General features: G+C 55.1%; 22 protein-coding genes. 7 read left to right on the top strand and 15 right to left on the bottom strand.

Annotation, left to right across the window (positions count from 1 at the left end; all coding sequences use genetic code 11):
• From yidC to ACOTW6_RS08940, 6 genes are all read left to right on the top strand, one after another.
• The gene (gene yidC, locus ACOTW6_RS08965; protein ID WP_003861138.1) at window positions 1-1,644 is read left to right on the top strand and encodes a membrane protein insertase YidC; all 1,644 of its coding nucleotides are present in this window, start codon (window positions 1-3) and stop codon (window positions 1,642-1,644) included.
• Between the two features lie 72 nt (window positions 1,645-1,716).
• Window positions 1,717-3,081 (top strand): tRNA uridine-5-carboxymethylaminomethyl(34) synthesis GTPase MnmE, encoded by a 1,365-nt coding sequence (gene mnmE, locus ACOTW6_RS08960; protein ID WP_015570136.1) that lies wholly within the window; start codon window positions 1,717-1,719, stop codon window positions 3,079-3,081.
• A gap of 111 nt (window positions 3,082-3,192) precedes the next feature.
• On the top strand, window positions 3,193-4,368 hold the full coding sequence (locus ACOTW6_RS08955; RefSeq protein WP_213789096.1) for an MFS transporter: 1,176 nt from the start codon (window positions 3,193-3,195) through the stop codon (window positions 4,366-4,368).
• Window positions 4,337-5,308 (top strand): HTH-type transcriptional regulator YidZ, encoded by a 972-nt coding sequence (gene yidZ / locus ACOTW6_RS08950; protein ID WP_017383702.1) that lies wholly within the window; start codon window positions 4,337-4,339, stop codon window positions 5,306-5,308. Before ACOTW6_RS08955 ends, yidZ begins: the two co-directional genes overlap by 32 nt.
• 122 nt (window positions 5,309-5,430) lie before the next feature.
• Window positions 5,431-6,177 carry a 4'-phosphopantetheinyl transferase family protein gene (locus ACOTW6_RS08945; RefSeq protein WP_047050618.1) on the top strand — a complete coding sequence of 249 codons (747 nt, stop codon included), beginning with the start codon at window positions 5,431-5,433 and terminating at the stop codon, window positions 6,175-6,177.
• Between the two features lie 36 nt (window positions 6,178-6,213).
• Window positions 6,214-6,780 carry an NADPH-dependent FMN reductase gene (locus ACOTW6_RS08940; protein ID WP_003861147.1) on the top strand — a complete coding sequence of 189 codons (567 nt, stop codon included), beginning with the start codon at window positions 6,214-6,216 and terminating at the stop codon, window positions 6,778-6,780.
• Window positions 6,781-6,866: 86 nt separating this feature from the next.
• On the opposite strand, the gene adeP is transcribed toward ACOTW6_RS08940, so the two are convergent.
• Window positions 6,867-8,204 (bottom strand): adenine permease AdeP, encoded by a 1,338-nt coding sequence (adeP, locus tag ACOTW6_RS08935; RefSeq protein WP_213789127.1) that lies wholly within the window; start codon window positions 8,202-8,204, stop codon window positions 6,867-6,869.
• Between the two features lie 165 nt (window positions 8,205-8,369).
• On the opposite strand from adeP, the gene yieH reads away from it, so the two are divergent.
• On the top strand, window positions 8,370-9,035 hold the full coding sequence (gene yieH / locus ACOTW6_RS08930; RefSeq protein WP_047716928.1) for a 6-phosphogluconate phosphatase: 666 nt from the start codon (window positions 8,370-8,372) through the stop codon (window positions 9,033-9,035).
• A 44-nt stretch (window positions 9,036-9,079) separates the two neighbouring features.
• On the opposite strand, the gene phoU is transcribed toward yieH, so the two are convergent.
• The 14 genes from phoU to atpE all read right to left on the bottom strand — a co-directional run bounded on the left by phoU (window position 9,080) and on the right by atpE (window position 23,142).
• The gene (gene phoU, locus ACOTW6_RS08925) at window positions 9,080-9,805 is read right to left on the bottom strand and encodes a phosphate signaling complex protein PhoU (RefSeq protein ID WP_213789095.1); all 726 of its coding nucleotides are present in this window, start codon (window positions 9,803-9,805) and stop codon (window positions 9,080-9,082) included.
• A gap of 26 nt (window positions 9,806-9,831) precedes the next feature.
• Window positions 9,832-10,605, bottom strand: a complete 774-nt coding sequence (pstB, locus tag ACOTW6_RS08920) for a phosphate ABC transporter ATP-binding protein PstB (protein WP_003861154.1) — start codon at window positions 10,603-10,605, stop codon at window positions 9,832-9,834.
• Between the two features lie 47 nt (window positions 10,606-10,652).
• Complete coding sequence (gene pstA, locus ACOTW6_RS08915) at window positions 10,653-11,543, bottom strand: phosphate ABC transporter permease PstA (RefSeq protein ID WP_003861156.1); 891 nt, start codon at window positions 11,541-11,543, stop codon at window positions 10,653-10,655.
• Complete coding sequence (gene pstC, locus ACOTW6_RS08910; RefSeq protein ID WP_015570141.1) at window positions 11,543-12,502, bottom strand: phosphate ABC transporter permease PstC; 960 nt, start codon at window positions 12,500-12,502, stop codon at window positions 11,543-11,545. The genes pstA and pstC overlap by 1 nt, the downstream gene beginning before the upstream one ends.
• Window positions 12,503-12,630: 128 nt before the next feature.
• On the bottom strand, window positions 12,631-13,671 hold the full coding sequence (gene pstS, locus ACOTW6_RS08905) for a phosphate ABC transporter substrate-binding protein PstS (protein WP_017383706.1): 1,041 nt from the start codon (window positions 13,669-13,671) through the stop codon (window positions 12,631-12,633).
• Between the two features lie 277 nt (window positions 13,672-13,948).
• Complete coding sequence (gene glmS, locus ACOTW6_RS08900) at window positions 13,949-15,778, bottom strand: glutamine--fructose-6-phosphate transaminase (isomerizing) (protein ID WP_121479438.1); 1,830 nt, start codon at window positions 15,776-15,778, stop codon at window positions 13,949-13,951.
• A gap of 225 nt (window positions 15,779-16,003) precedes the next feature.
• The gene (gene glmU / locus ACOTW6_RS08895; protein ID WP_121479437.1) at window positions 16,004-17,374 is read right to left on the bottom strand and encodes a bifunctional UDP-N-acetylglucosamine diphosphorylase/glucosamine-1-phosphate N-acetyltransferase GlmU; all 1,371 of its coding nucleotides are present in this window, start codon (window positions 17,372-17,374) and stop codon (window positions 16,004-16,006) included.
• Window positions 17,375-17,512: 138 nt separating this feature from the next.
• Window positions 17,513-17,932, bottom strand: coding sequence for a F0F1 ATP synthase subunit epsilon (locus ACOTW6_RS08890; RefSeq protein ID WP_003862360.1), 420 nt, complete (start codon window positions 17,930-17,932; stop codon window positions 17,513-17,515).
• 20 nt (window positions 17,933-17,952) lie between these two features.
• Window positions 17,953-19,335, bottom strand: a complete 1,383-nt coding sequence (gene atpD, locus ACOTW6_RS08885; RefSeq protein WP_003862362.1) for a F0F1 ATP synthase subunit beta — start codon at window positions 19,333-19,335, stop codon at window positions 17,953-17,955.
• Between the two features lie 31 nt (window positions 19,336-19,366).
• On the bottom strand, window positions 19,367-20,230 hold the full coding sequence (gene atpG, locus ACOTW6_RS08880) for a F0F1 ATP synthase subunit gamma (protein WP_003862364.1): 864 nt from the start codon (window positions 20,228-20,230) through the stop codon (window positions 19,367-19,369).
• Window positions 20,231-20,281: 51 nt separating this feature from the next.
• The gene (gene atpA, locus ACOTW6_RS08875) at window positions 20,282-21,823 is read right to left on the bottom strand and encodes a F0F1 ATP synthase subunit alpha (RefSeq protein ID WP_003862367.1); all 1,542 of its coding nucleotides are present in this window, start codon (window positions 21,821-21,823) and stop codon (window positions 20,282-20,284) included.
• A 12-nt stretch (window positions 21,824-21,835) separates the two neighbouring features.
• Entirely contained in the window at window positions 21,836-22,369 is a 534-nt protein-coding gene (gene atpH, locus ACOTW6_RS08870) for a F0F1 ATP synthase subunit delta (RefSeq protein WP_003862369.1), read from the bottom strand.
• 14 nt (window positions 22,370-22,383) lie between these two features.
• Window positions 22,384-22,854 (bottom strand): F0F1 ATP synthase subunit B, encoded by a 471-nt coding sequence (atpF, locus tag ACOTW6_RS08865; protein WP_003862370.1) that lies wholly within the window; start codon window positions 22,852-22,854, stop codon window positions 22,384-22,386.
• A 48-nt stretch (window positions 22,855-22,902) separates the two neighbouring features.
• On the bottom strand, window positions 22,903-23,142 hold the full coding sequence (gene atpE / locus ACOTW6_RS08860) for a F0F1 ATP synthase subunit C (RefSeq protein WP_000429386.1): 240 nt from the start codon (window positions 23,140-23,142) through the stop codon (window positions 22,903-22,905).
• Window positions 23,143-23,151: the final 9 nt, after the last annotated feature.

The raw sequence follows: 23,151 nt of genomic DNA, 5'->3' as shown, positions 1-23,151 counted from the left end.
ATGGATTCGCAACGCAATCTTCTTATCATCGCTTTGTTGTTCGTGTCTTTCATGATCTGGCAGGCATGGGAGCAGGATAAAAATCCTCAACCCCAGCAGCAGACCACGCAGACCACGACCACCGCAGCGGGTAGCGCCGCCGACCAGGGCGTACCGGCCAGTGGCCAGGGGAAACAGATTACGGTTAAGACCGATGTGCTTGAGCTGACTATCAACACCCGTGGTGGTGATGTTGAGCAGGCGCTGCTGTTGACCTACCCGAAAGAGCTGAAGTCTACCGAACCGTTCCAGTTACTGGAAACCACGCCTGAATTTATCTACCAGGCGCAGAGCGGCCTGACCGGTCGTGATGGCCCGGATAATCCGGCTAACGGTGCGCGTCCACTGTATAACGTCGAGAATGACACGTTTGTGCTGGCTGATGGTCAGAACGAACTGGTTATCCCGATGACCTACACCGACGCGGCAGGCAACACCTTCACCAAAACCTTCACCCTGAAACGCGGTGAGTATGCGGTGAACGTGGGCTACAGCGTACAGAACGCCGGTGCGAAACCGCTGGAAATCTCTACCTTTGGTCAGCTGAAGCAGTCCATCAATCTGCCGTCTCACCGTGATACCGGAAGCAGCAACTTTGCGCTGCATACCTTCCGTGGCGCGGCTTACTCCACGCCAGATACCAAGTACGAGAAATACAAATTCGACACCATTGCCGATAACGAAAACCTGAACGTCAGCTCTAAAGGCGGTTGGGTCGCAATGCTGCAACAGTATTTCGCGACGGCGTGGGTACCGAATAACGACGGTACGAACAACTTCTACACCGCGAACCTCGGCAACGGTATTGCAGCCATCGGCTACAAATCTCAGCCAGTTCTGGTGCAGCCGGGTCAAACCGGTAAACTGGCAAGCACCCTGTGGGTCGGCCCGGAAATCCAGGACAAAATGGCTGCCGTTGCGCCGCACCTGGATCTGACCGTCGATTACGGTTGGTTGTGGTTCATCTCTCAGCCGCTGTTTAAGCTGCTGAAGTTCATCCACAGCTTCCTGGGTAACTGGGGCTTCTCCATCATCGTTATCACCTTTATCGTTCGTGGCATCATGTACCCGCTGACTAAAGCGCAGTACACCTCCATGGCGAAGATGCGTATGCTACAGCCGAAGATTCAGGCTATGCGTGAGCGTCTGGGCGATGACAAACAGCGTCAGAGCCAGGAGATGATGGCCCTGTATAAAGCAGAGAAAGTAAACCCACTGGGTGGTTGCTTCCCGCTGCTGATTCAGATGCCAATCTTCCTTGCGCTGTACTACATGCTGATGGGTTCCGTTGAGCTGCGCCACGCGCCGTTCGCCCTGTGGATCCATGACCTGTCCGCACAGGACCCGTACTACATCCTGCCGATCCTGATGGGCGTGACGATGTTCTTCATTCAGAAGATGTCTCCGACCACCGTGACCGACCCGATGCAGCAGAAGATCATGACCTTTATGCCGGTCATCTTCACCGTGTTCTTCCTGTGGTTCCCGTCAGGTCTGGTGCTGTACTATATCGTCAGCAACCTGGTGACCATCATCCAGCAGCAGCTGATTTACCGTGGTCTGGAAAAACGTGGCCTGCATAGCCGCGAAAAGAAAAAGTCCTGATTCGGTAAGTTAACGCTAAAATAAGGGCGGTCGATTGACCGCCTTTTTTATTTGTATTGAACGAGAGCAACCATGAGCCATAACGACACTATCGTCGCCCAGGCAACCCCACCGGGACGCGGTGGTGTAGGCATTCTGCGCATCTCCGGCCTGAAGGCGCGCGAGGTGGCCGAAGCGGTGCTGGGTAAACTGCCAAAGCCGCGCTACGCTGATTATCTGCCGTTTAAGGATGCCGACGGCACGCCGCTGGACCAGGGCATCGCGCTGTGGTTCCCCGGCCCAAACTCCTTTACCGGCGAAGACGTGCTGGAGCTTCAGGGTCACGGCGGCCCGGTGATCCTCGACCTGCTGTTAAAACGTATTCTGACCCTGCCAGGCCTGCGCATTGCAAAGCCGGGTGAGTTCTCCGAGCGTGCCTTCCTGAACGATAAGCTCGACCTGGCGCAGGCCGAGGCGATTGCCGACCTAATCGACGCCAGTTCCGAACAGGCAGCCCGCTCCGCGCTGAACTCGTTGCAGGGGGCATTTTCCGCACGCGTGAATCACCTTGTGGAAGCACTTACTCACCTGCGAATCTATGTCGAAGCGGCTATCGACTTCCCGGACGAAGAGATCGACTTCCTCTCAGACGGTAAAATTGAAGCTCAGCTCAACCAGGTGATGAACGATCTTGATGCCGTTCGCGCCGAAGCGCGCCAGGGCAGCCTGCTGCGTGAAGGAATGAAGGTGGTGATTGCTGGTCGCCCCAATGCCGGGAAATCGAGCCTGCTGAACGCCCTGGCGGGCCGTGAAGCGGCGATCGTGACCGACATAGCCGGTACCACCCGCGATGTCCTGCGCGAGCATATCCATATCGACGGCATGCCGCTGCACATCATTGATACCGCTGGCCTGCGCGATGCGAGCGATGAAGTCGAGCGTATCGGTATCGAACGCGCCTGGCAGGAGATCGAGCAGGCCGACCGTGTGCTGTTTATGGTGGACGGCACCACAACCGACGCCGTTGACCCGGCTGAAATCTGGCCAGACTTTATCGCCCGTCTCCCGGCTAAACTACCGATCACCGTGGTGCGCAACAAGGCCGACGTTACCGGCGAAACGCTGGGCATCAGCGATGTGAATGGTCACTCACTTATTCGCCTGTCGGCCCGTACCGGGGAAGGCGTGGAAGCCCTGCGTAGCCATCTCAAACAGAGCATGGGCTTCGACACCAGCATGGAGGGGGGCTTCCTGGCGCGTCGTCGTCACTTGCAGGCGCTGGAAGAGGCGGCTCGCCACCTTGAGCAGGGTAAAGCCCAGCTGATCGGCGCGTGGGCCGGTGAACTGCTGGCGGAAGAGCTGCGTCTGGCGCAACAGAACCTGAGCGAGATCACCGGGGAGTTTACGTCGGACGATCTGCTGGGACGGATTTTCTCGAGCTTCTGCATTGGTAAGTAATTCCCGTTAATACAGGGTGATTTCCTCCAGGGAAATCACCATTGTCCAAATGGCAACTCGCTTAATCCCTCCACGCCCCCTATCCTGCTTGCCTGCATCTATGGGGGATTTATGGCTCGTTTTCTGTTCTGTAGTTTTGCGCTGGTTCTGCTGTATCCGTCCGGCATTGATATGTATCTGGTGGGGCTACCGCATATTGCCCGCGATCTGGGTGCCAGCGAGGCGCAACTGCACATCGCGTTTTCGGCCTACCTCGCGGGAATGGCGTCGTCGATGGTATTTGCCGGGAAAATCGCGGATAAAGCAGGCCGTCAGCCCGTCGCCATTACGGGTGCAGTTATCTTTGCGCTGGCATCAGTACTGTCTTCAGTAGCTCAGGAAAGCACAATGTTCCTGTCAGGCCGTTTTATCCAGGGCATTGGCGCGGGTGGCTGTTACGTGGTGGCGTTTGCTATTCTTCGCGATACCTTAAGCGCCCAGCGCCGCGCTAAAGTGCTGTCGATGCTGAACGGCATTACCTGCATCATCCCGGTGCTGGCACCGGTTGTTGGCTACCTGATTATGCTTAAATTTCCGTGGCAGAGTCTTTTCTGGACCATGGCCGCAATGGGCGCCATCGTCTTTATCCTGTCCGTGTTGGTGCTGAAAGAGACCCATCCCGGTTCGCAACAGCCATATCACACCGCAACCCTCCATCCGGCTGAAAAGCTGATGAATCGCTTTTTCCTGAGTCGACTGGCAATCACCACGCTTAGCGTGGCGGTGATCCTCACCTATGTAAACGTTTCCCCGGTGTTGCTGATGGAGACGATGGGCTTCGATCGCGGTGAGTATTCGACGGTGATGGCGCTTACCGCGATGGTGAGCATGGCGGTTTCATTCTCAACGCCCTTTGCGCTCAACATCTTCCGCCAGCGCACGCTGATGCTCACCTCACAGACGCTGTTCCTCGCCGCAGGCGTGATCCTGGCGACCGCCACCTCACACGCTGTAATGCTGGTGGGCATTACTCTGATCTGCGCCGGATTCTCCGTCGGCTTTGGTGTGGCGATGAGTCAGGCGCTTGGCCCGTTTTCGCTGCGGGCTGGCGTGGCAAGCTCGGTGCTGGGCATTGCGCAGGTCTGCGGTTCGTCACTGTGGATTTGGCTGGCGGCGGTGATCGGCCTTAACGCGCTGAATATGCTGATCGGGGTTCTGATTGGCTGTAGCATACTCTGCATTACCTTACTTATGGTCATCCAGCCCGCAGCGCACTATGAAGAAGCCCATCAGCAGTCTCGATCTTAATCTTTTACTTTGCCTGCAACTTTTGTTGCAGGAGCGCAGCGTCACCAAAGCCGCGAAGCGGATGAACGTGACGCCGTCCGCGGTGAGTAAATCGCTGGCGAAGCTGCGCGACTGGTTCGACGATCCGCTGTTTGTGAAAACGCCTTTAGGGCTATTGCCCACACCGCTGACGGTGAGTCTGGAACAGGATTTGGCCGACTGGATGCAGATTGGCAACCAGATCCTCGATAAATTCCACCATAGCTCTCCAGGCGGGCTTAAGTTTGTGCTCGCCGCCGAAACACCGCTGATGCTGATCCGCTTTAATACCCTGCTGGAGCAGGTGAATGAACGCTACCCACAGGCGACGGTGAAGCTGCGCCAATGGGATTACGATTCGCTGGACGCCATTACGCGCGGAGAAGTGGATCTGGGCTTCACCGGGCGTGAAACGCACCCTCGCTCGCGCGAACTGCTAAAGCTGATGCCGTGGTTTATCGACTACGAAATCCTGTTCAGTGACCGTCCGTGCGTGTATTTGCGAGAGGATCATCCCGCGCTCCAGGAAGCATGGGATCTGGAGACGTTTCTGCGCTACCCGCATATCAGCATCTTCTGGGAACGCAGCGACACCTGGGCGCTCGATGAGGTGCTAAGGGAGATGGGCCGGGAGCGTAACATCGCCATGAGTTTGCCCGGTTTTGAACAGTCGATGTTTATGGCAGCCCAGCCGGATCACAACTACATTGCCACTGCGCCGCACTACTGCCATCACTACAATCAACTCCACCAGCGTAATCTGGTCTGTCTGCCCATTCCCATCGATGAGGCGCAGGCAGAAAAGCTCACCGTCCCCTTCACGCTGATCTGGCATAAACGGAACAGCCATAATCCGAAAATCCTCTGGCTGCGTGAGACGATTAAAGCGCTGTATACCGCACCAGGTCAGGTTTTTGCCTAAGATAATGTAAAGTTCGGTGCTCAGGCTTCTCTTATTTCCATTTACTGATTAAAACAGAAGCTGAGTTAAGCGATAATCATGTAACCGTTTAACCGACTACGACCATTATCAAGGAGCGAAAAATGGCTACGCATTTTGCACGAGGAACATTAACGGAAGGGCATCTCGTATCGGCCAGAATATCTTCAGCCTGTCACAGTGAGGCGCTCAAACTACCTGAACACCGCAGGACGCGGTTTTTAGCTTCCAGAGCGCTCCTCGCAGAACTGCTTTTTATGCTGTACGGCACCAGCGAATTACCGGACATACTCACCCAGCCAGAAGGTCGCCCGGTTTTTGCGGACCCGGCACTCCCCCATTTTTCCATTGCGTACACCGGCAACATTGTTGGCGTCGCGCTGACGACGGAAGGTGATTGCGGCCTGGATATGGAGCTACAACGCGTCACGCGCAGCTTCCATGGTGCTAACGCGCTCGATGAATACCCGCTCTCAAGCAATGAAAAGCTGTGGATACGTAACCAGAACGACCCCGTTGAAGCCAGAGCGCAGCTCATCACCCTTCGCCAGAGCATCCGCAAACTGAGCGGCGCGGCGTCAGACGACGCCAGCCTGTTGCAGCTGCTCCCCGGCTCCGGACGCCTGCGCGCAACAAAAGCCTCGCTGGTAGAGGCGCTCAGCGACGCTGAGGACGTGCTGATCTGGTCCGTTGCGGTGACACCCGCCATCGAACGGCTGAAAATCTGGGAGTTTGACAGCACTCGCGGTTGGCGTAGTCTTCCGGATGTACCTGAGCGCGCCAACGAGCCCGCCGCGCGCCTGATGCGATTAACCAGTTTACCGGCAGAAAAAGCATACACCCATAGCTGATCCGTCCAGGATCATCATGATGAAACAGGAGTAATCATGTCTGATACGTTGAAAGTTGTTACGTTACTGGGAAGCCTGCGCAAAGGTTCTTTTAACGGGATGGTTGCCCGTACGCTGCCGCAGCTGGCGCCTGCGGGAATGGAGATCAGTGCCCTGCCGTCCATTGGCGACATCCCGCTTTATGATGCTGACGTTCAGCAGGAAGAAGGGTTCCCGCAGAGCGTGGAAGCGATAGCCGAGCAAATCCGTCAGGCTGACGGCGTGGTGATTGTGACGCCTGAGTATAACTACTCGGTGCCGGGTGGTCTGAAGAACGCCATTGACTGGCTGTCCCGTTTACCGGAGCAGCCGCTGTCTGGTAAACCTGTGCTGATCCAGACCAGCTCAATGGGCGCCATCGGCGGCGCGCGCTGCCAGTATCACCTGCGTCAGATCCTGGTGTTCCTGGATGCGATGGTGATGAACAAGCCGGAATTTATGGGCGGCGTGATTCAGAACAAGGTCGACCCGCAGACGGGTGAAGTGGTGGATCAGAGTACGCGTGACCATCTCTCTGGCCAGCTGACCGCGTTTGGGGATTATATTAAGCGGGTGAAGGCGTAAGCCCTCACCCTAACCCTCTCCCACGGGGAGAGGGAACTTAGCCCGTAGGTCAGGTAAGCGAAGCGCCACCTGACACCACCAGCATCTTAGTGTGCATCAATAAACACAATCTTCAGCACAAACAGCAGCGCCACAATAATCACGCACGGGCTGAGTTCGCGGAAGCGGCCAGTACCGATTTTCATCACGCAGTAAGAGATAAAGCCCAGCGCGATACCTTCGGTGATCGAGAAGCTGAACGGCATCATCACCGCGGTAATAAATGCCGGAACGGCTTCCGTCAGATCTTCCCACTTCACGCGCGCCAGGCTTGAGGTCATCAGCACGCCGACGTAAATCAGCGCGCCGGCTGCCGCGTATGGTGGCACCATCCCCGCCAGCGGAGAGAGGAAGATCACCAGCAGGAACAGCAGACCCACAACTACCGCCGTCAGGCCGGTACGACCACCCACGGACACACCGGAAGAGGATTCAATGTAAGCGGTAACAGACGAGGTACCGATGAAAGAGCCAGCAACGGAAGAGATGCTATCCACATACAGCGCCTGCTTCATGCGCGGGAATTTGCCTTTTTCATCTGCCAGACCCGCTTTGTCGGTCACGCCAATCAGCGTACCGGAGGAGTCAAACAGGTTGACCAGCATGAAGGAGAAAATCACCCCGGCCAGACCCAGGTTCAGCGAGCCCGCCAGATCAACGTGACCAATCACGGTAGAGACGCTCGGGGGCGCAGAGACGATACCGTTGTAATGCACGTCACCCAGCATCCAGCCCAGCAGCGTGGTCACAATGATAGAGACCAGCACCGCAGCATGGATGTTGCGCGATGCCAGGATCGCGATGATAAAGAAGCCCAGCACGCCCAGCAGCACGCTGTGAGAGGTCAGGTTACCAATGCTCACCAGCGTTTCCGGGTTCGCCACGATAACGCCAGCGTTTTTCAGCCCCATCATGCCGATAAACAGACCGATACCGCTGGTGATGCCCACGCGCAGGCTCACGGGAATGTTCGCAATCATCCAGTAGCGCACGCGGAAGATGGTCAGCAGCAGGAGGCCGACCGCGCCCCAGAAAATGGCGCCCATCCCAACCTGCCACGGCAGGCCCATCGCCTGAACCACCACGAACGCAAAAAACGCATTCAGACCCATTGCCGGGGCCAGCGCCACGGGCAGATTAGCGAAAACACCCATCAGGATGCTGCCAAGGGCTGCGATCAGACAGGTGGTTACAAAGACGGCGCTGGTGTCCATGCCAGCCACGCCCAGAATTTGCGGGTTAACGAAAACGATATAGACCATCGTCAGGAAGGTAGTAAAACCGGCGATCACTTCGGTGCGTGCCGTTGTGCCGTGCTCGCGCAGTTTGAACACGCGCTCAAGCGGCCCCTGACCAGACGTCTGGGTAGTGTGTTGTTGACTCATCATCAATTTCCGAACAAGGAGGGAAAATTCGTCGCTATCCTATACCAAAATGCGACAATAGTGGCGGTTACGGGATACTTTTTTCATTGATTTTGCTTATACGGCAACGATTGCGTCCCGGTGAACTGCCGTACGAAAACGTTAAACTTGTTAAAAGGGAAAGGCATGTCCGGAATTGAAGCGGTATTTTTCGACTGTGACGGTACGCTGGTCGACAGTGAGGTCATTTGTTCCCGCGCGTATGTCGCCATGTTCCAGGAATTTGGTATTACGCTCGATCTCGAAGAGGTGTTTAAACGCTTTAAGGGCGTGAAGCTGTACGAGATCATCGACATCATTAACGAAGAGCACGGGGTGGATCTGGCGAAAGCGGATCTGGAACCGGTGTACCGCGCCGAGGTCGCACGCCTCTTCGACGCCGAGCTGGAAGTTATCGCTGGCGCTAACACGCTGCTGGATGCGATGACGGTGCCGATCTGCGTGGTCTCAAACGGCCCGGTCAGCAAAATGCAGCACTCGCTCGGCAAGCTGGATATGTTGCACCACTTCCCGGAAAAACTGTTCAGCGGCTACGATATCCAGCGCTGGAAGCCCGATCCGGCGCTGATGTTCCACGCGGCGAAGGCGATGAACGTCAACGTGGAGAACTGCATTCTGGTGGATGACTCGTCTGCGGGCGCACAGTCGGGGATTGATGCGGGAATGGAGGTGTTTTACTTCTGCGCCGATCCGCACAACAAGCCGATCGATCATCCAAAAGTGACGACCTTTACCGATCTGGCGCAACTGCCAGCGCTGTGGAAGGCGCGCGGGTGGGATATTACACGTTAAATTAACGTAGGGCGGGTAAGCGTTAGCGCCACCCGCCACACACATCACTCTTTCGGATCTTTACCCGCCAGCAGCTTGTCCAGCTCGTCGCCGCCCACGTGTCGGAAATCCTGCCCCTTCACGAAGTAGAAGATGTATTCGCAAATGTTCTGGCAACGGTCACCGATACGCTCGATGGAGCGCGCACAGAACAGCGCGGTCAGTACGCTTGGAATGGTACGAGAATCTTCCATCATGTAGGTCATCAGCTGACGCACAATGCCTTCGTATTCCTGGTCAACTTTCTTGTCTTCACGGTAGATACGGACCGCTTCGTCCAGATCCATGCGCGCGAAAGCGTCCAGCACGTCGTGCAGCATCTGCACGGTGTGGCGACCGAGAGACTCCAGGCTCACCAGCAGCGGCTGGTGCTGCTGGGAGAATTTCTCCAGCGCGGTACGGCAGATTTTATCCGCCACGTCGCCGATACGCTCCAGCTCGGCGATGGTTTTGATGATCGCCATCACCAGACGCAGGTCGCTCGCCGTCGGCTGACGCTTCGCAATGATGCGCACGCAGGCTTCGTCGATGGCGACTTCCATCATATTGACGTTGTGGTCGCCTTCAATAACGCGCTTCGCCAGCTCGCTGTCCTGGTTGTGCATCGCCGTAATCGCATCAGAAAGCTGCTGCTCGACCATGCCGCCCATGGTCAACACCTGGGTGCGAATGCTTTCCAGCTCTGCGTTAAACTGGCCGGAAATATGTTTATTAAGATTGAGGTTGTCCATGGTTTCTCCACATGCACTAAGGCAAATCAACCGTAGCGGCCAGTAATATAATCTTCGGTTTGTTTCTTCGCCGGACGGGTGAACAGCGCGTCCGTATCGCTGAACTCAATCAACTCGCCCAGGTACATAAACGCCGTGTGGTCAGAACAACGTGCAGCCTGCTGCATGTTGTGGGTCACGATCACCACGGTGTAATCCTGCTTCAGCTCGGTGATCAGCTCTTCGATACGCCCGGTTGAGATCGGGTCCAGGGCTGAGCACGGCTCATCCAGCAGCAAGACTTCCGGGCGAATGGCGATACCGCGCGCAATGCATAGACGCTGCTGCTGACCACCGGAGAGAGAGTACCCGCTCTGGTGAAGTTTATCTTTGGTTTCGTTCCATAATGCGGCCTTGGTCAATGCCCACTGCACGCGCTCGTCCATATCCGCACGGGAGAGCTTCTCAAACAGACGCACACCAAAGGCGATGTTGTCATAGATCGACATCGGGAACGGCGTGGGTTTCTGGAACACCATCCCCACCTTCGCGCGCAGCAGGGCGATATCCTGGGTATTGGTCAGGATGTTGTCACCGTCCAGCAGAATTTCACCTTCTGCGCGCTGCTCCGGATAGAGCGAATACATTTTGTTAAAGGTGCGCAGCAGCGTGGATTTGCCACAGCCGGACGGACCGATAAATGCCGTTACCTGGTTCTTTGCGATATCCAGGTTGATATTCTTCAGGGCATGGAATTTGCCGTAGTAGAAGTTCAAATCACGAACCTGAATCTTACCCGGGGCAGTATCAACCATACTCATTGACTCATTTCCTCATTCGGCGCCGCGAGCTGCCGCGCCGTAAAAATTTAACCGTGTTTCTTCTTCGCGAAAATGACGCGCGCCAGAATGTTCAGCAACAGTACGCAAAGGGTGATGATCAGCACCCCGGCCCAGGCCAGCTGCTGCCATTCCGCGAATGGGCTCATCGCAAATTTAAAGATCGTCACCGGCAGGTTGGCGATCGGCTGCATCATGTCCGTGCTCCAGAACTGGTTGGAGAGGGCGGTAAACAGCAGCGGTGCGGTTTCACCGGCGATACGGGCGATAGCCAGCAGGATACCGGTCATGATCCCCGAGACGGACGCTTTCAGGGTGATCGCCGAAATCATCTTCCATTTTGGCGTGCCCAGCGCGTAAGCCGCTTCACGCAGGCTGTCCGGTACCAGTTTCAGCATGTTTTCAGTGGTACGAATAACGATAGGCACCTGCAACAGCGCCAGCGCAATCACACCCGCCCAGCCGGAGAAGTGTTCCATTTGCGCCACCACGATGGTGTAAACAAACAGACCTACCACAATCGACGGGGCAGAAAGCAGAATGTCGTTAATAAAGCGGATGACTTCAGCGATCCAGGACTTGCGGCCATACTCCGCCAGATAGATACCCGCCATGATGCCCAACGGCGTACCGAAAACGGTCGCCCACAGGATCAGCAGGCCGCTGCCCGCCAGGGCGTTTGCCAGACCACCACCCGCCGTGTTCGGCGGCGGCGTCATCTCGGTGAACAGCGCCAGGGACATTCCATCAATACCCCGGGTGATGGTGGACATCAGGATCCAGATCAGCCAGAACAGGCCGAACGCCATCGTCGCCATGGAAAGCGTCAGCGCAATGCGGTTTTTAATCCGGCGCTTTGACTGCATTTTGCGACGGGATTCCGCAAGCTGAGCGGTGTTTTGCATGTCGAGAGTCGCCATTAGCGTGCCCCCTCGTTTTTAGCCAGACGCATAATCATCAGCTTGGAGATAGCCAGCACAATAAAGGTGATAACAAACAGGATCAGGCCCAGTTCCATCAGCGCCGCGACGTGCAGCCCGGATTCCGCTTCGGCAAATTCGTTCGCCAGCGCAGAGGTAATACTGTTCCCCGGCATATAAAGCGAGGCGCTGTCGAGCTGGTAGGTGTTGCCGATGATAAAGGTGACCGCCATGGTTTCACCCAGCGCGCGGCCTAAGCCCAGCATAATGCCGCCAATCACCCCATTTTTGGTGAACGGAAGGACGATGCGCCAGATAACTTCCCAGGTGGTGCAGCCGATGCCGTAGGCGGACTCTTTCATCATCACCGGGGTTTGTTCGAAGACATCGCGCATAACCGCCGCAATGTACGGAATGATCATGATGGCGAGGATCACACCTGCCGCCAGAATACCGATACCGAATGCCGGGCCGGAGAACAGCGCCCCCACAAACGGAATGGCAGAGAGAACGTTACCGACCGGCTCCTGGAAGTACGTCGCAAACAGCGGCGCGAAGATAAACAGGCCCCACATGCCGTAAACGATACTTGGGATGGCCGCCAGCAGTTCAATGGCGATACCCAGCGGACGTCGCAGCCAGCCTGGCGCCAGTTCCGTCAGGAACAGGGCAATACCAAAGCTCACCGGAACCGCAATCAGCAGGGCGATAAAAGAGGTCACCAGCGTGCCGTAAATCGGCACCAGCGCACCGTAAATATCGTTCGGCGCATCCCACTCTTTGGTCCACAGGAAGGCGAAACCAAATTTTTGAATGCTCGGCCAGGAGGAGAAAATCAGGGACACGATAATGCCGCCCAGCAGCAATAGCACAATCAGCGCAGCCAGTTTCACCAGCGCGCTGAAAATCATGTCACCTTTTTTACCCGGAGGGTTAAATGCAGGCTTGGTTGCAGCCATAAATTACTCTTCTGTTTGAGACGTTTTTACGAATATGCCCGGTGGCGCTGACGCTTACCGGGCCTACAGAGTAAACCGTAGGGCGGGATCGCTGCGCGCCACCCGCCATCTTCGTTAAATATATCCTGTTAGTACAGTGCTTTACCGCTGCTGTCTTTCACGTTGGTTTTCCATGCAGCACGGATCTGCTCAACCACGCTGTCTGGCAGGCTGGCGTAATCCAGATCGTTAGCCTGTTTGCCGCCATTTTTGTATGCCCAGTCGAAGAACTTCAGCACTTCAGCACCCTGCTCAGGCTTCTTCTGCTCTTTGTGGACCAGAATGAAGGTGGTAGACGTGATAGGCCATGCATCGTCGCCTTTCTGGTTGGTCAGGTCCTGCGCGAAGGATTTGCTCCAGTCAGCGCCTTTCGCGGCGTTGGCGAAGTTCTCTTCGGTCGGGCTAACCGGTTTGCCGTCGGCAGAAACCAGTTTGGTGTAAGCCAGGTTGTTCTGCTTAGCGTAGGCGTACTCTACGTAGCCGATAGAGCCAGGCAGACGCTGTACGAAGGCTGCGATACCGTCGTTGCCTTTACCGCCCAGACCGGTTGGCCAGTTAACGGTAGAGCCGGAACCGACTTTAGATTTCCACTCTTCGTTCACTTTCGCCAGGTAGCTGGTGAACACGAAAGAGGTACCAGAGCCGTCAGCACGACGAACCACCGCGATATTCTGCGAAGGCAGCTTAACGCCCGGGTTCAGCTTAGTGATGGCTTCGTCATCCCATTTTTTGATTTTGCCCAGGTAGATGTCACCCAGGGTTTTGCCGTCCAGCACCAGCTCGCCTGATTTCAGGCCAGGGATGTTAACAGCCAGCACAACGCCGCCGATCACGGTCGGGAACTGGAACAGGCCTTCCTGATTCAGTTTCTCATCAGACAGCGGAGCGTCGGATGCGCCGAAATCAACGGTATTCGCGGTAATTTGTTTTACGCCACCGGAGGAGCCGATACCCTGATAGTTGACCTTGTTACCGGTCTCTTTCTGGTAGGTATCCGCCCATTTGGCATACACCGGCGCAGGGAAGGTTGCACCAGCGCCAGTCAGGCTTGCTGCTGCAAAGGCAGAGAAAGCGCTCATTGATAAGGTCGCGGCGACAACAGTTGCGACAGTGGTACGCATAACTTTCATAATGTCTCCTGCAAGGATTTCGTAAATCATTGTTTAAGTGGCTACGATGAGCAAAATAGGACAAACAGGTGACAGATAAATGTACGAAATATGACAGTTTTATGACAAAGAAAGTTTCACTTAAAGAAAACCAAAAATATCTTTAATTATCATCCACTTAAATGGGAACGTGACGGCAGGATTTCAGTAATATTTTCTTTATGTGACACTGAAAAAATAGCTGAAAATGACAGGTTGTCATAAAAAAAACTCCACCCGAAGGTGGAGTCTGAAGGAGTTATTCTACGGTAACAGACTTCGCCAGATTTCGCGGCTGGTCAACGTCGGTGCCTTTGATCAGCGCGACGTGATAAGCCAGCAGTTGCAGCGGAACGGTATAGAAGATCGGCGCAATCACCTCTTCCACATGCGGCATCTCGATGATGTGCATGCTGTCGCTGCTGGCGAAACCGGCGTCTTTATCCGCAAAGACGTACAGAACACCACCACGGGCGCGCACTTCTTCGATGTTAGATTTCAGTTTTTCCAGCAGTTCGTTGTTCGGTGCCACCACGATAACCGGCATATCCGCGTCGATCAGCGCCAGCGGGCCATGTTTCAGTTCACCTGCCGCGTAAGCTTCAGCGTGAATGTAAGAGATCTCCTTCAGTTTCAGCGCGCCTTCCAGCGCAATCGGATACTGATCGCCACGCCCCAGGAACAGGGAGTGATGTTTGTCAGAGAAATCTTCCGCCAGCGCCTCAATGCGTTTGTCCTGAGACAGCATCTGCTCGATACGGCTCGGCAGCGCCTGAAGGCCATGCACAATGTCGTGTTCAACGGAGGCATCCAGACCTTTCAGACGCGCCAGTTTCGCCACCAGCATCAGCAGAACGGTCAGCTGAGTGGTGAACGCCTTGGTGGAAGCCACGCCAATTTCAGTACCGGCTTTGGTCATCAGCGCCAGATCGGATTCACGTACCAGCGAAGAGCCCGGCACGTTACAGATGGCCAGCGAGCCCAGATAACCCAACTCTTTAGACAGACGCAGCGCCGCCAGGGTGTCAGCCGTTTCGCCAGACTGAGAAAGGGTGATCATCAGGCTGTTACGACGCACCGCAGATTTGCGATAGCGGAACTCAGACGCGATTTCCACATCACACGGCACACCCGCCAGGGATTCAAACCAGTAGCGCGAGACCATACCGGAGTTATAAGAGGTACCGCAGGCCACGATCTGAATGTGCTCGACTTTGCTCAGCAGTTCGTTGGCATTGGCGCCCAGCTCGCTCAGATCCACTTCGCCATGGCTGATGCGACCGGTCAGGGTGTTTTTAATAGCGTTTGGCTGTTCGTAGATCTCTTTCTGCATGTAGTGACGGTAAGCGCCTTTGTCGCCCGCGTCGTATTGCAGGTTTGATTCGATCTCCTGACGCTTAACCTGCTCGCCTTTCGTGTCGAATACGGTCACGCTGCGACGTGTCACCTCGGCAATGTCTCCCTCTTCCAGGAAGATAAAGCGACGGGTAACCGGCAGCAGCGCCAGCTGGTCGGAAGCGATAAAGTTTTCACCCATGCCCAGACCAATCACCATCGGACTACCGGAACGCGCGGCCAGCAGCGTGGACGGGTCGCGGGAATCCATGATCACCGTACCGTAAGCACCACGCAGCTGAGGAATAGCGCGCAGCACCGCATCACGCAGTGTACCGCCCTGTGCCAGCTCCCAGTGCACCAGGTGAGCAATCACTTCGGTGTCGGTTTCAGAGACGAAGGTATAGCCGCGCGCTTTCAGTTCTTCACGCAGCGGTTCGTGGTTTTCGATAATGCCGTTATGCACCACCACGATGTGTTCAGACACATGCGGGTGTGCATTGCCTTCAGATGGCTCACCGTGGGTCGCCCAGCGGGTATGCGCAATACCGGTGCCACCGTGCAGCGGATGTTCTTCCGCAGCCTGGGCCAGCATCTGCACTTTACCGAGACGACGCAGACGGGTCATATGACCTTCTGCATCGACCACAGCCAGACCGGCTGAGTCGTAACCACGGTATTCCAGACGACGTAAACCTTCGAGAAGGATTTCAGCAATATCACGCTGCGCAACTGCGCCAACAATTCCACACATAGTTAGATTTCCTGATTATGGCGTTATGCCATGCGTTGTCGCTGACCTGTATTTGCCCTTTCCGGGCGCCCCGAGCCTTGTAGAGAGTGGGGTTATTTTTATGGGTACTGCTTGTGGGGGGAGATATATATTTATCTCCTCTCCCGGGTTTGCCTGATGTCGGCTACGCCTTATCAGGCCTACTCAATCGTAGGGCGGGTAAGCATAGCGCCACCCGCCTTGTTGTTACTTCTTCTTCACCGGGCGTTTCCAGCCCTGCTTGCTGACCTGCGGCACACGGCTTAACACCAGCTCGTTCTCGGCCACATCGCGCGTAACGGTTGTCCCGGCGGCAATGGTCACGCCTTTGCCCACGGTGACAGGCGCCACCAGCTGGGTATCGGAGCCTACAAACACGTCATCACCGATGATGGTTTTAAACTTATTGGCGCCGTCATAGTTACAGGTGATGGTTCCAGCACCGATGTTTACGTTGTCGCCAATTTCCGCATCGCCCAGATAGGTCAGATGACCGGCTTTCGAGCCCTTACCCAGACGCGCTTTTTTCATTTCCACAAAGTTACCTACGTGAGCGCCTTCCAGCAGCTCAGCGCCCGGGCGCAGACGCGCAAACGGGCCGATGGTACATGCCGCCTCAAGATGGGCATCTTCCACCACGCTGTACGGGCTGATTTCGCAGTCGTCACCGATCACGCTGTTTTTAATCACACAGCCAGTGCCGATTTTGACGCGGTTGCCCAGCGTGACGTTACCTTCCAGGATAACGTTAGTATCTATTTCAACGTCACGTCCGTGGGTCAGCGTGCCACGCAGATCGAAACGCGCCGGATCGCGCAGCATCACGCCCGCGAGCAGCAGCTTTTCGGCCTGCTCGGACTGATAAATACGCTCAAGACGGGAAAGCTGGAGGCGATTGTTCACGCCGTCCGTTTCGCTGATGCGCGCCGGATGAACGGCGGCAATTTCACGCCCTTCGTGGTACGCCATCGCAATAATATCGGTGATGTAATACTCACCCTGCGCGTTGTTATTATTAAGCTTAGACAGCCAGCGCTTCATATCCGCACCGTTCGCAATCAGGATGCCGGTGTTGATCTCCTGAATCTGGCGCTGTTCGTCAGTGGCATCTTTATGCTCAACAATCCCGGTCACATTGCCGTTTTCACGCGTGATGCGGCCATAGCCGGTTGGATCGTCCAGCACGACGGTCAATAAACCGATGCCGCCCTGCGGTTTGGCTTCACGCAGGCGAGTGAGGGTTTCAACGGAGATCAGCGGGACGTCGCCGTAGAGCATCAGGATATCTTCATCATCAGCGAAGAAGGGTGCAGCCTGCTGCATTGCATGACCTGTACCCAGCTGTTCTGCCTGTAGCACCCAGTTGAGATTGTCGTCACGCAGCGTTTTTTTCAGCAGATCGCCGCCGTGTCCATAAACCAGATGTACCTGGCTGGCGCCTAATTCATTAGCTGCATCAATAACATGCTGCACCATTGGCTTTCCTGCCAGCGTGTGGAGCACTTTAGGCAGATCGGAATACATGCGGGTACCTTTGCCTGCGGCAAGGATCACCACGCTCATCGCACTGTTTAACATACGCATCCTGACGGTAGTTTGTGTGAGAAGTAAAAACGTTTGATGCTTAAAATTCTACATCTTTTTCATCATGAATTAAGGCCGAAAAAAAAAGCCAGCCTGGGATCCAGACTGGCTTTTGTGCTTTTCAAGCCGGTGTTACATCGCTTTTTTGGTCAACTCGATAACGCGCAGTTTCGCGATCGCTTTGGCCAGCTCCGCAGACGCCTGAGCGTAATCCACGTCACCATGAGAGCTGTTAATGTGCTCTTCAGCCTTACGCTTCGATTCCAGGGCTCGCGCTTCGTCGAGATCCTGGCCACGAATAGCGGTATCGGCCAGAACGGTCACACTGCCTGGCTGCACTTCAAGAATGCCGCCGGACAGATAGATAAACTCTTCATGACCGAACTGTTTAACGATGCGGATCATACCAGGCTTAATGGCGGTGAGCAGCGGTGCGTGACCCGGGAAAATACCCAGTTCACCTTCACTACCCGTTACCTGGATTTTCTCGACCAGGCCAGAGAACATTTGTTGCTCTGCGCTGACGACGTCCAGGTGGTAAGTCATTGCCATATCACCCTCCGATTAAGGCGTTAAAGTTTTTTGGCTTTTTCCACGGCTTCTTCGATGGAACCAACCATGTAGAACGCCTGCTCTGGCAGGTGATCGTATTCGCCTTCCATGATGCCTTTAAAGCCACGGATGGTGTCTTTCAGGGAAACGTATTTACCTGGAGAACCGGTGAATACTTCCGCAACGAAGAACGGCTGGGACAGGAAGCGCTGGATCTTACGCGCACGTGCTACCACCAGTTTGTCTTCTTCAGACAGTTCATCCATACCCAGGATGGCGATGATGTCTTTCAGTTCCTGATAACGTTGCAGCAGAGACTGTACGCCACGCGCGGTGTCGTAGTGCTCCTGGCCAACAACCAGTGGATCCAGCTGACGGCTGGTGGAGTCCAGCGGGTCAACGGCCGGGTAGATACCCAGAGACGCGATCTGACGGCTCAGTACCACGGTTGCATCTAAGTGAGCAAAGGTGGTGGCTGGGGATGGGTCAGTCAAGTCATCCGCAGGTACGTATACCGCCTGAACGGAGGTGATAGAACCAGTTTTGGTAGAGGTGATACGTTCCTGAAGAACACCCATCTCTTCCGCAAGCGTAGGCTGATAACCTACCGCTGAAGGCATACGACCCAGCAGTGCAGATACTTCCGTACCGGCCAGGGTGTAACGGTAGATGTTATCAACGAACAGCAGAACGTCACGGCCTTCGTCACGGAACTTCTCAGCCATCGTCAGGCCAGTCAGCGCAACGCGCAGACGGTTTCCTGGTGGCTCGTTCATCTGGCCGTAAACCAGGGATACTTTATCCAGAACGTTGGAGTCGGTCATTTCGTGGTAGAAGTCGTTACCCTCACGAGTACGTTCACCTACGCCCGCAAACACGGAGTAACCGGAGTGCTCGATCGCGATGTTACGGATCAGCTCCATCATGTTTACGGTTTTACCTACACCCGCACCACCGAACAGACCGACTTTACCGCCCTTCGCGAACGGACACATCAGGTCGATAACTTTGATGCCGGTTTCCAGCAGTTCCTGAGAGCTGGACAGCTCTTCGTAGGAAGGTGCCGCGCGGTGGATAGCCCAACGCTCTTCTTCACCGATGTCGCCTTTCATGTCGATTGGTTGACCCAATACGTTCATGATACGACCCAGTGTTGCTTTACCTACCGGGACTTCGATCGGGTGCTCAAGGTCTTTTACTTCCAGACCACGACGCAGACCGTCGGAAGAACCCATGGCGATGGTACGCACGATACCGCCGCCGAGCTGCTGCTGAACTTCCAGCACCAGGCTCTCGTTACCATTCTGTACCTCAAGCGCGTCGTACACGCGTGGTACGGCGTCCTGAGGGAACTCGACGTCCACCACGGCGCCGATTACCTGGACAATCTTTCCAGTAGCCATCTTGAATCCTCTACGTAATTCGTAAACCTGGTTAAACCGCGGCGGCCCCCGAGACGATCTCGGTGAGTTCCTGAGTAATGCTGGCCTGACGAGCTTTGTTGTAAACCAACTGCAGCTCTTTAATCAGGCTGCCGCCATTATCGGTCGCGGCTTTCATCGCCACCATTCGTGCGGCCTGCTCGCTGGCCAGGTTTTCTACAACGCCCTGATAAACCTGAGATTCAACGTAACGACGCAGCAGGGTATCCAGCAGCGGTTTCGGATCGGGTTCATACAGGTAATCCCAGGCTTTCTGTTTCAGCTCGTCATCTTCTGATGCCGGTAACGGCAGCATCTGAGTGAGCGTAGGCACCTGAGACATGGTGTTAATAAATTTGTTGCTGACAACGTACAGTCTGTCCAGACGGCCTTCATCGTAGGCCTGCAACATCACTTTAACCGGGCCGATCAGTTCGGACAGGGACGGGTTATCACCCATACCGGTCACCTGAGCGACAATGTTGCCGCCAACGGAGTTAAAGAAAGAGACGCCTTTAGAGCCAATCAGTGCCAGATCGCACTGAACGCCTTTATCGGACCAGCCTTTCATATCCGCCAGCAGTTTTTTGAACAGGTTAATGTTCAAGCCGCCACACAGACCACGGTCAGTCGACACCACCAGGTAGCCCACGCGCTTAACGTCGCGTTCTTCCAGGTAAGGGTGCTTATATTCCAGATTACCGTTTGCAAGGTGACCAATCACTTTGCGCATGGTCTCTGCATAAGGACGGCTGGCCGCCATGCGATCCTGCGATTTACGCATTTTGGAAGCGGCGACCATCTCCATCGCTTTAGTGATCTTTTGCGTGTTCTGGACGCTTGCGATCTTACTACGTATCTCTTTTGCGCCGGCCATGAGCTTCTCCTCAATGCCAGACGGCTTGTCCTGAGACAAGCCGCCGGACGATTACCAGGATTGGGTTGCTTTGAAGGAATCGAGGATAGCTTTCAGCTTGCCTTCGATTTCGTCGTTATAGCCACCGGTCTGGTTGATCTCTTGCATCAGCGGAGCGTGATCACGGTCGACGTAAGCCAGCAGAGCGGCTTCGAAGCTACCGATTTTCGCCAGTTCCACATCTTCGAGGTAACCGCGTTCAGCCGCGAACAGTACCAGGCCCTGCTGAGCAACAGACATTGGCGCGTACTGTTTCTGCTTCAGCAGTTCGGTCACTTTCTGACCGTGGCTCAGCTGTTTACGGGTTGCTTCGTCCAGATCGGATGCGAACTGAGAGAACGCAGCCAGTTCACGATACTGTGCCAGCGCGGTACGGATACCACCGGACAGTTTCTTGATGATCTTGGTCTGAGCAGCACCACCCACACGGGATACGGAGATACCCGGGTTAACCGCCGGACGAATACCGGAGTTAAACAGGTTGGTTTCCAGGAAGATCTGACCATCGGTAATGGAGATTACGTTGGTCGGAACGAACGCAGAAACGTCACCCGCCTGGGTTTCAATGATCGGCAGAGCGGTCAGAGAACCTGTTTTACCCTTCACTTCACCTTTGGTGAAGTTCTCGACGTATTCCGCGTTAACGCGGGAAGCACGCTCCAGCAGACGAGAGTGGAGGTAGAATACGTCGCCCGGGAATGCTTCACGTCCTGGTGGACGACGGAGCAGCAGGGAAACCTGACGATAAGCAACGGCCTGTTTAGACAGGTCATCGTATACGATCAGCGCATCTTCACCGCGGTCACGGAAGTATTCGCCCATTGCGCAACCGGCGTATGGCGCCAGGTATTGCAGTGCAGCAGATTCAGACGCGGTTGCTACCACAACGATGGTGTTAGACAGTGCGCCGTGCTCTTCCAGTTTACGAACCACGTTGGAAATGGTGGACGCTTTCTGGCCGATAGCCACGTACACACATTTGATGCCGGAATCACGCTGGTTGATGATGGCGTCGATAGCCATCGCGGTTTTACCGGTCTGACGGTCACCGATGATCAGTTCACGCTGACCACGACCGATTGGGATCATGGCGTCAACGGACTTATAACCCGTCTGCACTGGCTGATCAACGGACTGACGGTCGATAACGCCTGGTGCGATAACTTCGATTGGGGAGAAGCCATCGTGCTCAACCGGACCTTTACCGTCGATTGGCGCACCCAGGGTGTTAACAACGCGACCCAGCAGGCCACGGCCAACCGGTACTTCCAGAATACGGCCAGTACACTTAACCTTCATGCCTTCGGCGAGGTCAGCGTATGGACCCATCACAACGGCACCTACGGAGTCGCGCTCCAGGTTCAGTGCGATAGCGTAACGGTTACCCGGCAGGGAAATCATCTCACCCTGCATACAATCGGCCAGGCCGTGGATGCGGATAACACCGTCACTTACAGAAACAATAGTACCTTCGTTGTGAGCTTCACTCACAACATTGAACTGAGCAATGCGCTGCTTGATCAGTTCGCTGATTTCGGTGGAATTCAGTTGCATGCTCCAGTCCCCTTAAGACTGCAAGACGTCTGCAAGGCGCTCAAGACGGCCGCGTACGCTGCCATCAATGACCATATCACCCGAGCGGATGATTACGCCTGCCATTACAGACTTATCGATTTTGCAATTCAGCTTAACTTTGCGTGACAGACGTTTTTCCATCGCGGCGGTGATTTTCGCAAGCTGTTCGTCACTCAGTTCAGTCGCGGAAGTTACTTCAACTTCTGCGGTAGCTTCACTAAGGGCACGTAAGTGCTCAAACTGCTCGAGAACATCCGGGAGCACACGGAGACGACCATTTTCCGCCATCACCTTAATCAGGTTCTGGCCGTTGGCATCCAGTTGCTCTCCGCACACGGCGATAAACGACGCGGCGAGGGTTTCAGGCGCTAACGCACCAGAAAGCAACTCGGCCATTTGTTCGTTTTTCGTCACCTCAGCGGCAAACGCCAGCATATTCTGCCAGCGATCGACATTTTGGTGTTCGACAGCAAAGTCAAAAGCTGCTTTGGCGTAGGGGCGAGCTACCGTAACAAATTCAGACATCAGCCCCTCCCTCCTTACAGTTCAGCGACAAGTTTGTCCACGATGTCGCTGTTAGCAGCTTCATCCACGGAACGTTCGATGATCTTCTCGGCGCCAGCAACAGCCAGAATCGCAACCTGCTTACGCAGTTCTTCACGAGCACGTTTACGCTCAGCTTCAATTTCAGCCTGAGCCTGTGTCACGATCTTAGTACGTTCCTGTTCTGCTTCAGCTTTGGCTTCGTCCAGGATCTGAGAACGGCGTTTGTTAGCCTGTTCAATGATTACCTGAGCTTCAGCTTTCGCTTTTTTCAGCTGGTCTGTCGCGTTGGCCTGTGCAAGGTCCAAATCTTTCTTAGCGCGTTCTGCGGAAGCCAGACCGTCAGCAATTTCTTTCTGACGTTTTTCGATGGCAGCCATTAAAGGCGGCCATACATACTTCATGCAGAACCAGACAAAGAGAATAAACGCGATGGCCTGGCCGAGGATTGTTGCGTTCATGTTCACAGCACAATACCTCTTAAATTTCTGTGGCTTGGGGTTTTAAAACAACTACTACGCGACAGCAAACATCACGTACAGACCCAGACCTACAGCGATCATTGGGATTGCATCCACCAGACCCATAACGATAAAGAACTGAGTACGCAGCAGAGGAATCAGATCAGGTTGACGCGCTGCGCCTTCCAGGAATTTGCCCCCGAGGATGCCGATACCGATCGCAGCACCGATAGCCGCCAGACCCATCATCACAGCGGCAGCCATGTACAGCAGATCCATATTCAGGTTTTCCATGACAGTCTC

It is taken from the genome of Enterobacter cloacae complex sp. IR5403 (genome assembly GCF_049238705.1).
In the GTDB taxonomy this organism is placed as follows: Bacteria; Pseudomonadota; Gammaproteobacteria; order Enterobacterales; family Enterobacteriaceae; genus Enterobacter; species Enterobacter hormaechei_C.
The sequence above is the reverse complement of the archived record's forward strand: the minus strand, read 5'-3'. Positions and strand labels throughout refer to the sequence as shown.